13 protein-coding genes are annotated in these 13,538 nt (G+C 30.3%); 11 read left to right on the forward strand and 2 right to left on the reverse strand.

Annotated features, from left to right (window positions below; all coding sequences use genetic code 11):
* Positions 1 to 49 precede the first annotated feature (49 nt).
* Together RDK80_RS02615 and RDK80_RS02620 are read right to left on the reverse strand one after the other, a co-directional pair.
* On the reverse strand, positions 50 to 286 hold the full coding sequence (locus tag RDK80_RS02615) for a hypothetical protein (protein ID WP_308523387.1): 237 nt from the start codon (positions 284 to 286) through the stop codon (positions 50 to 52).
* A 617-nt stretch (positions 287 to 903) separates the two neighbouring features.
* Positions 904 to 2,103 carry a relaxase/mobilization nuclease domain-containing protein gene (locus tag RDK80_RS02620; RefSeq protein WP_216559031.1) on the reverse strand — a complete coding sequence of 400 codons (1,200 nt, stop codon included), beginning with the start codon at positions 2,101 to 2,103 and terminating at the stop codon, positions 904 to 906.
* Positions 2,104 to 2,486: 383 nt separating this feature from the next.
* On the opposite strand from RDK80_RS02620, the gene RDK80_RS02625 reads away from it, so the two are divergent.
* From RDK80_RS02625 to RDK80_RS02675, 11 genes are all read left to right on the forward strand, one after another.
* Positions 2,487 to 2,861, forward strand: a complete 375-nt coding sequence (locus RDK80_RS02625) for a hypothetical protein (RefSeq protein WP_216559029.1) — start codon at positions 2,487 to 2,489, stop codon at positions 2,859 to 2,861.
* Between the two features lie 360 nt (positions 2,862 to 3,221).
* Positions 3,222 to 3,395, forward strand: coding sequence for a hypothetical protein (locus RDK80_RS02630; protein WP_216559026.1), 174 nt, complete (start codon positions 3,222 to 3,224; stop codon positions 3,393 to 3,395).
* Positions 3,396 to 3,583: 188 nt separating this feature from the next.
* Complete coding sequence (locus tag RDK80_RS02635; protein ID WP_216559023.1) at positions 3,584 to 6,364, forward strand: type 2 lanthipeptide synthetase LanM family protein; 2,781 nt, start codon at positions 3,584 to 3,586, stop codon at positions 6,362 to 6,364.
* Between the two features lies 1 nt (position 6,365).
* On the forward strand, positions 6,366 to 8,021 hold the full coding sequence (locus tag RDK80_RS02640; protein WP_216559020.1) for a hypothetical protein: 1,656 nt from the start codon (positions 6,366 to 6,368) through the stop codon (positions 8,019 to 8,021).
* Entirely contained in the window at positions 7,999 to 8,610 is a 612-nt protein-coding gene (locus RDK80_RS02645) for a response regulator transcription factor (protein ID WP_216559017.1), read from the forward strand. Before RDK80_RS02640 ends, RDK80_RS02645 begins: the two co-directional genes overlap by 23 nt.
* 133 nt (positions 8,611 to 8,743) lie before the next feature.
* The gene (locus RDK80_RS02650; protein WP_158220068.1) at positions 8,744 to 8,911 is read left to right on the forward strand and encodes a hypothetical protein; all 168 of its coding nucleotides are present in this window, start codon (positions 8,744 to 8,746) and stop codon (positions 8,909 to 8,911) included.
* A 64-nt stretch (positions 8,912 to 8,975) separates the two neighbouring features.
* A complete protein-coding gene (locus tag RDK80_RS02655; protein ID WP_216559014.1) occupies positions 8,976 to 10,415 on the forward strand; it encodes a radical SAM/SPASM domain-containing protein in 1,440 nt (479 codons plus the stop codon).
* A 17-nt stretch (positions 10,416 to 10,432) separates the two neighbouring features.
* A complete protein-coding gene (locus tag RDK80_RS02660; protein ID WP_216559011.1) occupies positions 10,433 to 11,518 on the forward strand; it encodes a hypothetical protein in 1,086 nt (361 codons plus the stop codon).
* 13 nt (positions 11,519 to 11,531) lie between these two features.
* Positions 11,532 to 11,804, forward strand: a complete 273-nt coding sequence (locus RDK80_RS02665) for a hypothetical protein (RefSeq protein ID WP_216559009.1) — start codon at positions 11,532 to 11,534, stop codon at positions 11,802 to 11,804.
* A gap of 43 nt (positions 11,805 to 11,847) precedes the next feature.
* On the forward strand, positions 11,848 to 12,033 hold the full coding sequence (locus RDK80_RS02670; protein ID WP_216559008.1) for a hypothetical protein: 186 nt from the start codon (positions 11,848 to 11,850) through the stop codon (positions 12,031 to 12,033).
* Positions 12,034 to 12,216: 183 nt separating this feature from the next.
* On the forward strand, positions 12,217 to 13,538 hold a 1,322-nt coding region (locus tag RDK80_RS02675; protein WP_308523388.1), incomplete at its 3' end, for an ABC transporter permease.

A 13,538-nucleotide genomic window follows, 5' to 3' on the forward strand; every position in this document is an offset into this window, starting at 1 on the left:
TTGAATGGCAATACATTTTGCTTCTATATCTAAAAAAGTCGGGATAACATTACTTTAATCCATATAATCGTTTTAATACCTCATCATCACTCACATCAAACTGAGGAACAGCAGACCTATCATTCAATGGGCTTTGCATAGAAGTTGCTTTTTGAATAGCTTTTCGTTTGAGTTCTGCATCTGCATGGGCATAAATCATTGTGGTTTCTAAATGAGCATGCCCCAACCATTGAGATACAAGTGTCAAATCCATGAAATTTAACAATTGGAAGGTAATAGCTACCATAACTATTCCAGACGGTATGAGTAGCCAACCCCAATTCCAGTAACTCTTCTGCTGTCTTTTTAATAAGGTTACTGATTATTATTTCTTCTGTCATATTGTTCACTCTCCAATAGATAAAGTCGGGATTAACACCGTTATATCTATTGTTGCCATAATGCTAATAAAATAGAAATATTTTGATGATGTTATACCGACTTTTTTAGATACAGATTAATAGTTCATCTAAACTAGTCTAATTTATTTTAAAAGTTATCCCGATTTTCTCAGCATCAATACCCTAGTTTTTTGGGAATTTATCCTACAGTCGGGATAACTAAAAAGTCGGTATAACCAATAGTATCCAGAATTCCTGATACAAGTGGCAAGTGGAAAGCAGGGCAAGGTGGTACACACCTTGCGATTTCGCTCAAAATTCCCTTACGGGAGTTTTGGCAAATCTGCTTGTTGGGGAGTATCCCCAATCCCCATTGAACGCACAATAAATTGTACGGCTACGCTCCCTTTGGGAGCTTATAAATCACATGAGAAATCATCTCTGATCCTGTGATTTTTCTTTTCAGAAAGTAGTACAGAATATTCCGTTTGCAGAGCCTTAACAGTAGGTAATTTCTTACTGTCTAATTCATCAAAAGCTGCCTTTGCTGCTTTATGCAAAAGCAATCAGAAGTATGTTTTTCATAGAACTTTTTAGAGTATCCCGCCTTACGGTAAGGGGTGTAAACCTCACGAGTTTTTGAATAGTTTATGATATGATTTTTAAGTTTTCCTATCTCCGTCATACGCTTTTCGGCAGTTTTAATTTGAGCCGATAGCTCATGGAAATTATCACTGACAGTCTGTGCTTTTTTCTCTAAATCTTCATAGAAAAGCAGATTATTTTCCGTCAAAAAATTGATAGTCTGTGCCATTTGTTTTAGGTTAAAAATCTTTGCCCACCGTTCATAGCCAGCACCTTTTCCAGCCTGTAATTTTGCCTGTATATCCACTAAAAGATTGACATGGGATTGTGTCTTTTCAGTTGCTTTTTTTCTGTTAGCAAAAGGCTTTTTACCGTCAATAACTGCCTTGATTTCTTTCTCAGAGTATCCACTCCCCAAAGAACGTAGGCGAATGAATTTTTTTTGCTCTTTGCTTTTAAAGGCAAGATATTTTCCTTGTTTAATAGAGTAACCTGCCTGTTCCATTTGCAATAAGAAAGTATCAAAATCGGCAGGCTTTTTTCTAAGGATTTCATCTATGGCAATCCTTAATTTTTCAGAATGAGAAACAGGTTTTTTATCTCCAAGCCATTTGCCATAATGGTTTTTCCCACGCTTTGGATTTTCAACAATAGACAGTCCGTTTTCAAGACAAATACGGTCAGATATTTTACGGACAGCTCTACCTGAACCTAAGAAATCACGGAACTTTTTGGTGCAGTCCAGTGATGTAGAATTAAAAATGATGTGGTTATGAATATGAGCCTTATCTATGTGAGTAGCAACGAAAAAAGCATGATTGCCTTTTGTAAACCGCATACCCAATTCATAGCCTACTTGATTGGCAAGCTCCGGGGTAATCTCTCTCGGCTTAAAGGACTGGCGTATATGATAAGCTATCACATCGTTTGTTTGTTCTCTGCCTGTAATGTCGAGATAAATTCTCTTAGATAAAAGAAATTCTCCCTGTACGGTTTTAGGGTCACACTCATAAGAGCTGATGTATTCGCCATCATTTGTTTTATCGGGATTTTTTGCGTAATCAGTTCGATCTGCAAGGCAATCTGCAATGGATTTTCCTTTGTTCTGGTGCATGGAAATTAATCGTGTAGTTGCCATGAAAACCTCCTTTCCAAATATTGACACAAGGGAACGGTTCTTCTGTGCGGTTGTACAGAAGGGCTGTCCTTTTTTACATATAAAATAACTTTCATTTTAAGATGTTAAAATTATTTTTAATTTTTGGACAAAAGTTAGCTGACTTTAAGATTTAAAGATTATATGATTAGTATAGTATAAAAAAATTAATATATTTAATATAAAGAAAATTAAAATTCTGGATTTAGGGCATCAAATAGATGAAGATGAATATGAGGGGTATGTAACAAATGATAATATAGTAGAGTCTATTAAATAAAAATAGATTCTAATTGATATCAATCTGCGTTATTTTAATAGAATTTATATGTTTAGTTGTATTTAGATTCGAAAGGAGTGATTATATGAATAAGAAAATATTGATGTTGGTTATTTCAATTGTATTATCTTTTTCTTTATTAGGATGTGAGAAAAAAAGTCAAATAATAACAGAAGAATTCAATAATACAATTTGGGAAGAGGAAAATGGGAAAACATCTCTATTATTTATTGACAATAATTTAACCGTAAATTCCGGAGAAATTAAACCTGATATGGAACTAGAAGATATAGAGAATGTAAAATATGAAAGTGGAAAATACGAAGATATTGAAATAAATTTGAAGGATGAAACAATATCAATTAAAAATGAAGATAATATCATAATGGAATTTAAAAAAATATCTGATACTAAAATAGAGAATGAAGATGGAATCATTTTTATAAAAAAACAGATATAGATAATCCATAAAAATAGAAAAAATTAAGTCCAATAATTCAGAAATAATACTTCGTTCTGTAAGAACTTAATTTTTTAAATTATTTTAAGATTTTGGACAAAAGTTAGCTGACTTTAAGATTTTAAAATTATATAATTAATTTATCGAATATAAGATTACAAAAAAAGGGATGTAAATATTGAAATAATTCATCGCTAAAGTTTGATATCCATGGAAAACCAATGTATGCCTTAGTCTATAAAGGAAATAATTTAATCAACATAACGGGGATTTGAAACAAATGATTATACCCTATGCCTTACTTAAATAACAGATAGAGAGATTATGGATAGGGTGTATAAGAAAAAAAGGGGGGATACCATGAAACTGAAAAAGACTAAGAAGTTTAATACAGTAGAGTCTTATGCAGCATGTATCTGCATTGCTACTACTTGTACTTGTAGTTGTGATTCAACATCAGTATATTCATCAAACGGAAGTAGAGTATTCAATAATAAGCACTATGATTCCAACAATTCAGCAGTGAGAGGTTAATCAGTGCTAAGGCATACAGGTTTAGTGAGCCTAGGTAGTTAAACTACCTAGGCTTACAATTAATTAAAGCTAGACGAATAATTGTTTTTTAGATAAAGGTTAGATGACTTTCAAATTTTAAAACTATATAATTAAATTATCGAATATAAAATTACAAAATACTTTATGTATAGAAATGGGTGTAGATATTGGAGAAATATAAAAAAAATCAATTTGAAGGTTATGTAAGAAGCTATTTAGATAAATATCTGGAAGGACAGAGTAAGGAGGATTTTAGTGTAGAGTTTTATGATTACTTATTAAACGAAATCCTTTCTAACTCCATAAAAACATTGTTAATCCTATTTTTCGCATTTAAAAAAGAAAGCTTATTAAAGGGTGATTCTTCGGAAGAAAGATATAGGTATTTCGATAATTACTCATCTACAGAGGAATTTCATGGTTTGGTCAATAGGATGTATCCTCTACTTAAGCAGAGATTAGATAGCATCCTCCATAACCATATAATAAATTATAATGATTTAAATATTAGAGTAAAAAGAGATAAGGAAGAAATCCATAAAAAGTTTGGGTTCAATATGGAAGATTTAACAGATTGTCATATAAAATATGGGGTTTCGGATTATCATAGAGGATTAAAATCCATTTGTATAATTGAAAAAGATAATAGAAGAATAATTTATAAGCCTCGCTCCGGTAAAATAGATATATATTGGAGAACTTTTATCGATTGGTTCAATTCCAAAGAACCATCCTTAAGGCTTGCTAATATTGAAATATTAGATAAAGGAGAGTATCATTGGCAGGAATTTGTGGATAACAAGCCATGTAAATCAGAGCGGGAGATTCAAAAGCTATATTATAGAATAGGTATTTTAGCTGCCATATCCTATATTTTTAAGATAGAAGATTTACATATGGAAAATATTATAGTTAGTGGAGAATTTCCCTATATAATAGATTTAGAAACAATTTTTCAAGTGGATGGGTTTCAAAATTGTCATTTAGAGCTAAAAAGTGCTACTGATATCTTGAATAGGAACATAAATCAATCAATCCTAAGAACACAGCTTTTTCCTACATCTGTCAAATTCCATAATTCAAATATGGATATTTCAGGTATAACGGGAAAAGGTGGACAAGTAATAGAGAATGGTAAAGTTAAGATTAAGAATCAATTTACTGATGAAATAGAAGTCGTTAAAGAAGACGCTATTATAGAGAATAAGTATAATATTGGATGTATAGAGGATATTCTTGTTGACCCTAAAGATTATATTAAAGAGATAATAGCAGGATTTGAAGAAGGATACCTCTTACTTAAAAACAATAAAGAAGAGCTTTTGAAGCTAATAAATTCAGGTGAATTATTTTATGATGTTCGTCCAAGATATCTTTTTAGAAATACAAATTTATATGCTATGATTCTTGAAATGGGTAAGAATCCTAAATATTTAAAGGACAAATCAGAATTAAATAGATTGTATCATCTTCTTTTCAAGACAGCTAACGATCATAATATTAAAATGATATATCAATCAGAACTGGAAGATTTATTTAATGATGATATTCCCTATTTCTATGGAAATATCAATGATAAGACTGTATATAACTCCAATGGAGATAGTTGTTTTGTACTGGATAAAACCCCTTTGATGGAAACAAATGAAAGGATAAAAAATTTAAATCAAAGGGATTTGCGTACCCAAATATATCTTATAGAAAAGGTAATGGCAAAGCAAAAAAAGACTTGGAACACAGTTAGAGAAAAAAGAGATTATAATATGATAAAAAATGAAAGGGATTCATTGACAAAGGCAGCAGAGGGAATAGGAGATATTCTGATTGATAAAGCCATGATTGATGAAAAAACAGAGACCATTAGTTGGTTAGACTTGCAAAATACATTTCCTACTTGGACTATCAAAGCTCAAGATATTTATCTATATGGTGGATTAACAGGTAATGCTATATTTTTTTCCTGTTTATATCAGGAAACGAAAGATGTAAAATATAGGAATATATTGCAAAAAATATTAAATACCATAAAGATTGACCTTCAGGGGACAAATAATAAATCTTCATCAGCATTTAATGGAATGGTTTCATTAGCATATTTATATGCTTTCTTATATAATCAAACAAAAGATAAGGACATGCTTTATCAAAGTCTTTCCATTATAAATAATTGTAAAGCTGAGATATTTCAAAATACATCATATGATATAATCGATGGATTATCAGGTGTTCTTGTAGTCACTTTAAATATATTTGAATTAACTAAAGATAGAGAGCTGGAAGACTTATCAATAGGTATTGGAATAGATATAATAAAAAATATTCATATAGAGAAAGACAGAGCTTACTGGAAGAAAAATAATGGCAATGAACTTATAATAACTGGATTTGCCCATGGTTTAGCGGGAATATCCTATGCACTGGGTAAATTATACAGGCTGACTAACTATAAAAATCATATATCTATAATTGAAAATCTCATAAAGATAGAAAATAACTATTATAGTGATAATATTGAGAATTGGATAGATTTGAGAAGTGAAGAAGTTACAAGCTTAGATACTTCACCTATACATTGGTGCCATGGAGCAACTGGTATAGGGCTATCAAGGTTAAAAGGTAAGGATATAATAGATACTTCCAATGATATGGCTAAAGCATTGAGAGCTGTGGAGAAAAATGGTCTATATCGTGATAGTGACTGCTTATGTCATGGAAATCTAGGAAATATAGAATTATTGTTAGAAGTCTATAAAGAAAATGGTGATTTAAATTTATATAATAAAGCTATTGCCAGAGCAAATGAAATAATTGAAAATGGATATATAAATGGTGTAGGACAGGAATTTGACAGTTCTGGATTTATGTTAGGATTATCAGGAATAGGATATGAAATGCTTAGGATATCAGACCCAAGCAAATATCCTTCTGTATTGCTGCTGGAGGTTTAAGATGAAAAAATCAGTATTAAAATTTTTTGGTACATATATTGATAAGAAAGTAGTTCTTACAAGCTATATTTTTATTCAGATGCTGCTGCATTTTTTAGCATTTAAAGTATTAAACAGGCGTGAATACAATATAATAGAATATTTAACTATATTTTCAGCCTTAGTCCACAGCTTTATCGTTTATGTGGTTCTATTATTAAATGATAAAAGTAAATTGATGATATACTATTATTCTATATCAGCTACTATGTTAAATTTTTTTCTGATAATTGATATAGGTTACTTAAAATATAGTGATATAAGATATATATATGCTCAAAGCATAGTTATGTTTATTATACTGGATATAACTCTGAAGATTTCAACACAGAATATTAGCAGAAAGTTGTTTTATAAGTATATTGTAGTTGCTTTATGGGCTGTAGGGATAATGTTTGGAATATTTAAAATTGAGATTTATATGTTAGTTTATCAGATTACATTTATAATCATTATTATTTATCCGAGTATATTCTTAGTATTAAATTATAAAAAGCTTAGAAATTATGGCAGGCATTTGCTTCCCATAATTTCATTATTTGCTATTGTAAATATTATATATTTTATATTGACTTTCGTTATTTTTCAGGAATATAGCGGAATGCATAACTACGACTTATATATATACCTAAATTTAATAGAAATGTTTCTGAGCTATCTAGTTTTATCGGCTATAGGATTTTGGAAGCTTGTAAAGAATAAAAAAAGTACCATAAATAGAAGTATAATAATTAATTGCATTTTTATAATAGGATATTTATATTGCATCAAGGATAATAAAGAGAATTTAAAATTAATTATCTTTTCACTCCTTAGCTTTTTTACGATATTAAAGCAATCTCAGCTATTAAATCATTATATAAAGCTCAAAGATAACAGAATAAATCATAAACAAAATGGATTGGTATCTCCCAGTATATTTAAAGAAATATTAGAAACCAGTATATCAGACTTCAGAAAGGAAGAAATATATAAGGAACAGGTGGCGGATTTTTTACATGATGAGATTTTACAAGATGCCATATATATAAAGAAGGAGCTTCGTGACAACTATGAAATATCAATAAATGATAAAATATTTGAAATCGTGGATAATATGATAAATACGACAAGAGGACAAATTAGTCTGCATAGACCCTATATAAATTATAATATAAGTTTGGTGGAAAACTATTACAATCTGATACAATCCTTAAAAAAGAGATTTGGAAATGATAATATACTGGTAGATTTTATATGTGACGACAAATTATTTTTAAGTTCACCATATGATTTAGTAATTTATAGAATGATTCATGAATTAATTACCAACATTTTCAAACATTCAAAAGGATATTTTTCTTCTATAGAATTGAAGATTCAAGATAAAATAATTTCATTAACAGTAACTAACTATGGAGACTATTTGAGCAATGAAAATAGTAACAATACCGATAGCAGAGGTCTTAAGATTATAAAAAGAGAAGTCGATAGGTTTGGTGGTACATTGGATATAAATTCATCAATAGATACTGATATGTTAATGAATACAGATATATTTAATAATTCCATAGTTAACATAAGTATTAAAATACCAATTAAGGGGGAGATAACCTATGAACATTTTATTAATAGATGACCATGGAATGTTTTGTGAAAGTCTAAAGCTCACTTTGGAGAGAGATGAATGTATTGAAAATGTTCATATATTACAGGACGTGGGTGAAGCAAAACGAAAAATACTAAATAAAGAATATGACATTATTTTAATGGATATCAATATCAAAAAGATTACAGGGAAGGAAGACGGTCTTACAATAGCAAAAGAACTTTTAAAGAGAGATAATACATTGAAAATAGTAATGCTAACAGGATTTGATATGCCGGGATATGAAGCAGAAGCGCAACAAATAGGAGCTAAAGGCTTTATATGTAAAGATGAGTATACAGAAGTATTAATTGAAAAGCTTAAAAAGGTATATAATGGAGAAACCATATTTAGAAAAGTAACTAGCCATATAAATGAACTGACGGAAAGAGAAAAGGAGATATTGCAATTATATAGTTCAGGATGTTCAAGAAAGGAAGTTGCAGATAAATGTAATATATCAGTTAGTTCATTAGCAGTAGCCTTAAATAGAATTTATGAAAAATTAGATGTAAAAAACTATCAGGAAATGATAAACAAAGCACTGGAATTGGGATATATAAAGCCAAATTTTTTTTGAAATATTAAAGCATAGAATAGATAATTCTATGTTTTTATTTTTTGGAAAATTTTAAAATATGTACAAAAGTTAGCTGACAAGAAATTTATTATAAAATATACTTTAATTAAAATAATAAAGGGGGTAGACAAGCATGAATATATTATTAGAAAAAATAGACAAGACTGTGGATGAAATGATTGACAAAAATTTAATTATGGACATGACTGAGCAACAAATGATGAACCTAATTTATGAAGATGAATTATTCACAAGAACTATAACAAGCCCATGTCCTACAAGCTTTTTAGTATGTTGCTAGTAAAGTATATAGAATAATAACCAGAATATAAATACCATAAAGAATATTTTATGGAGGTGATTGGATGAATAAACCGATAATACAGTTATTTAAAACAATCAACAATTATTATCTCCTAGATGGAGTGAAATGTGAAATTCTTCCTATAAATAAAGAATCATTTCAATATTTAGATGGGGTACTAAAGGGGAAAGATGATTTTTCAACAGAAAAATTGCCTACAGAAGAGTTAATTCAGCTTCATCATCATGGATATCTGTCAACAAAAAATAACGTAGAAAAACTTCAACATTCCTATGCAAATTACTTACCTTATTTTATGCAGCGTAAACTAAATAAAATAACATTACAAGTTACTCAAGGCTGCAATTTTCGATGTAAATACTGCGTATATTCCGATGAAACAAATAAGAAGCAAAGAACCCATAGTCAGGAAAGTATGTCCTTAGAAACAGCAAAAGAAGCAATAGATTTTTTGTTAGCTCATTCAATTGATAGCAAGCATATAAATATAAGCTTTTATGGAGGAGAACCGCTATTAGCCTTTGGTTTAATTAAAGATGTTGTTGATTATGCAGAAAAGATATTTAAAGGAAAAAAGATTTCATATAATATGACCAGCAATGGTACTCTTTTAGATGAAGAAAAAATTGAATTTTTAATAGAGCATGATTTTAGTCTAATGATAAGCCTAGATGGTCCAAAGGAAATCAATGACCTAAATAGAGTATATCCAGATGGCAGTGGTACCTATGATTCTGTTATGAAAAAAATTCAGCTTATTCAAGAAAAATATCCTGATTTTGGTGAGAAGCTAAGTATCAGTATGGTTATGGATCCAAGTAATGACTTTGACTGTATAAACTCAGTCACATTAGGTGGCAGGGATTTTAAGCCTCTAAACCTAAACGCAACTGTAATAGATACTGATTATGACTATGATAAGCCATTAAACTATTCAGAAGATTATATTTGGAAATTTGAATATAATATATTTCTAGCCCTTATGTCCTATTGGAAAAGATATCCAATAGAGAAGATATCCTCAATATCAAAGTCAGTGATACAGAAAACAGTAAATGATTTATATAAATTTGAAGAATCACCGGCTATAAAAGCCTATGATGCACCTTCAGGACCTTGTATTCCAGGACAAATGAGATTATTCTCCGATATAAATGGAAATTTATTTCCCTGTGAGAGAGTAAGCGAAACCTCAGAAGCAATGAAAATAGGGACTCTAAAAGAGGAATTTGACATTAAACAAATAGAAAGATTACTCAATTTTAGTCAATTAACGGAGGAAGAGTGTAAGGGTTGCTGGGCTTTTAGATATTGTAATCAATGTGCAAAAAAGGCTGATGACGGAACTAAGAATATGTCTAAGGAATTAAAGCTGTCACATTGCAGAGCCTCTAAATCTACTGCTTATTCAGAGATAATGGAGTACTTAATAATGAAGGAAATTCCTGAATATTATGGGGAGCAAGTACGGAATGTATAAAAAAGGAGAAGATATAAATGGGAGAAAAAGCTGCTATATATCCATTTTATCCTAGACTATTACCATATATTAAACATTATAACAAATTGCAGGACAGGTATGAAATAACCGAGGTCTATGCTCCGCAAGGGCTGGGATTGAAGGATAAGGATTTGTCCTTCGCCTGCAATCATCCGTCAATAGGGAAAAAGGGGAACTTAATAGATAATATAAATAAATCTGATGCTGATATACTTGTATTGGTTGACGATATAGAAGATGATTTTGACAATGAAGATTTTTTTGATATTGCAAATATTGCTTTGCAGAAGGGAATGAAAGTCAATTATTATGCCAAATCAATATTTGCAGTAAGGGATGAGATGAGAAGACTATCTGAAGACTATAAAGATAATATGAAAATAATCATAGAAGAGCATAAGAATAATGAACTGGGACAGACGAAGGGCTCTTTGCAGACTCCTGTTATCTTAGTCGGAGGGATGCTTGATGAGCCGGATGTATTGGAGGTTTTACTTCAGTCTTATTTAAATCTAATTGAATTGGGATTGAAAGTAAGTGTATTTACTAAAACACCATTTTCATTAGGTACAAATTTTCACAGCATAAATGCTTTGTTTAGCAATGGACTTGATGAAAAGACAACTATATCATATTTAAAAGAAACATTAAAGGAAGTAGAACATATAGAACAACCGGATATTATATTAATAGAAACACCTGATCCAATTATGGAATACAATGAATTTGCACATAACGGATATGGCATAAGGACTTATATGTTGTCCTTGGCAGTAATTCCAGATTCTATGATAAATGTTATACCTGTTGAATTATGTGTAGCTGAGTATGTAGAGATGGTCAGTAAGTTTGTTGAGGAAAAATATAATACCAAATTAGATGGTGTTCATGCCAGCAATTCTATAATAGATTCCTTATATGTGGTTCAGTCACAAGAACTTTCATGGGTTCATATACCTACTGAAGAAGTAAATAAAAGTTTACAATTTAATCAGGGTCAATCTAAGATTCCAATTATCAATGTAATACAGGCTGGTACAAATATGATTACAAATAATATCATCAATAGATTATCTTATTGAAGGAGATGAATAGATGATTACAAAAGAATTAACCACAGTATTATTGGAAATCTTAGAGGAAGATTATTTGATTTCACATGATAGACTAAAAGAAGAATATTGGGATATGCCATTGACAGGAAAACACTTCAGATTATCAGGATTTGAACTAGCAGCCTTAGTATTAGAATTTGAAAAGAGATCGGGAATTATGATTGATATCAATGAAAAACCAATGTATGCCTTAGCCAGCATAAATGACATACTTAAATCAATATCACAAGGGGAGTTTGCAACAAATAATTGACATTGGATTATGGATAGGGTGTAAAAAAAGAAGGGGGGATACTATGAAACTTCGTAAAGCTAAGAGATTCAATACAGTAGAATCATATGCAATATGTGCATGCCCAATGGCTTCATGCTCTTGTTGGTGTAGTTGTAGCTCAGATTTAGCATTCACAACTCCATATAATAGAAATGATCAAAGTATATACGACAGAAATCGCTATGATACTGTTGCTTTATCCATATGATGCCAATGCTGCATCTATGAAAAAGTAATCATTGCTAAGGCATACAGGTTAAGTAAGTCTAGGTAGCTTGACTGCCTAGACTTACAATTATATTGAATTATTGAGAAATTATACATATATATTATAATAGATTGGTTTATTCATATAATTAATAGTAAATAAAGTATAAGGAGAGTGAAATCCATGAAAAATCCAATAAACAAATCCAACCTAAGAAGACCTCTGAAGGGAATACTCCTTCTAAGTATACTGCTAATAGCATCAAATCTCTTTATATCGAGCATTAGTCAGTTTTACATAGTTAATAGGGAGATTGATAATATTGGAAAATATTATAGAAGTATCGGAAAAATACTACCATTAGATGAAAATAACTTTGATGTAAAAGAAGCTCAGGAGCTAATCACTGGTGACCCAATGATAGATTTTGAAGATAATAAAAGATATACTATTGGAGTGATAGATGGGTTATATAGAAATAAAAGAAATAATCCTGTTTTTTTCCATATACCAGGTTCAAATGCACTTGATCATATATTTATTGGAGAAATGCGAGAAGTATATAAATATCAACATGCTGAGAGCATTTATGAAGGTTCAGCATTAGATGTTAAGGTTACAAATATATTGGCAGGAAATCCAGACTATATAGAAGGAGATTTTCGCTATAAAAATGAGCAGGAACATCGATTCCTTTTTTTATCCCATTCCATAGTAACGGGAGAAAAACTTGAATATATCAATGATGATGTAATAGATGAGCTATTCCAAATGAAACCTGGAAAAAAGTACTTATTCAGAACATTTCTTCATGCATCTGGTGAGATTGGCTTCTTTGCTAAACCGCTTTATAATGATGGACCTCTCTATATAGAGCTAGATGATAATGGGTATATAGATTGGGAGGCTCCACAGTTTAAAATCATCAAAGAGGAAATGGACTTTATAAATGAAAATATTATTTCATATTTTCTTACAGGCATTAAGGATATGACAACAATGCCGGAAGTACAAGATAGTGCAAAGGATTATTATCTAGTAGAAGGACGTTGGTTTAACAAGGAGGATGATGAAAATCAAAACCATGTAGTTATAATACATGATACCGTTGCCAAAAATCATAAAATAAATATTGGAGATAAGATTAATATTAAAATGCGGGATTCTGACTATGGTTTTTCAGAATTATGTTCAGAAAAGGATAAAAGAGAATGGAAGACATATTATGTCAGTGAACCTAAGCCCTTTGAAGTAATAGGTATATTTAATTTCAACGTTTCCCCTCGATTTCAATACGTTTATATGTATGTTCCGAATAGTACCATACCTGTAGAACTTGGCAGATATACTAAAGGGTTAGATGAGTCAATACCTATTGATTCTTACTCATATACTTTTGTTTTAAAAAACGCAAGTGATGAATCAGCTTTTATAGAAAAGTATAAAGAGCCATTAAAAGAATTAGGATATGAGTTATCTTTTTTAATAAATAATGTGGAAAGCTT

It is taken from the genome of uncultured Tissierella sp. (genome assembly GCF_902479755.1).
GTDB lineage: Bacteria > Bacillota > Clostridia > Tissierellales > Tissierellaceae > Tissierella > Tissierella carlieri.

Excerpts from the sequence above, each read along its gene's own strand:
- RDK80_RS02615 (WP_308523387.1), bottom strand. The coding sequence starts at position 286 with ATGGTAGCTATTACCTTCCAATTGTTAAATTTCATGGATTTGACACTT.
- RDK80_RS02620 (WP_216559031.1), bottom strand. The coding sequence starts at position 2,103 with ATGGCAACTACACGATTAATTTCCATGCACCAGAACAAAGGAAAATCC.
- RDK80_RS02625 (WP_216559029.1), top strand. The coding sequence starts at position 2,487 with ATGAATAAGAAAATATTGATGTTGGTTATTTCAATTGTATTATCTTTT.
- RDK80_RS02630 (WP_216559026.1), top strand. The coding sequence starts at position 3,222 with ATGAAACTGAAAAAGACTAAGAAGTTTAATACAGTAGAGTCTTATGCA.
- RDK80_RS02640 (WP_216559020.1), top strand. The coding sequence starts at position 6,366 with ATGAAAAAATCAGTATTAAAATTTTTTGGTACATATATTGATAAGAAA.
- RDK80_RS02645 (WP_216559017.1), top strand. The coding sequence starts at position 7,999 with ATGAACATTTTATTAATAGATGACCATGGAATGTTTTGTGAAAGTCTA.
- RDK80_RS02650 (WP_158220068.1), top strand. The coding sequence starts at position 8,744 with ATGAATATATTATTAGAAAAAATAGACAAGACTGTGGATGAAATGATT.
- RDK80_RS02655 (WP_216559014.1), top strand. The coding sequence starts at position 8,976 with ATGAATAAACCGATAATACAGTTATTTAAAACAATCAACAATTATTAT.
- RDK80_RS02660 (WP_216559011.1), top strand. The coding sequence starts at position 10,433 with ATGGGAGAAAAAGCTGCTATATATCCATTTTATCCTAGACTATTACCA.
- RDK80_RS02665 (WP_216559009.1), top strand. The coding sequence starts at position 11,532 with ATGATTACAAAAGAATTAACCACAGTATTATTGGAAATCTTAGAGGAA.
- RDK80_RS02670 (WP_216559008.1), top strand. The coding sequence starts at position 11,848 with ATGAAACTTCGTAAAGCTAAGAGATTCAATACAGTAGAATCATATGCA.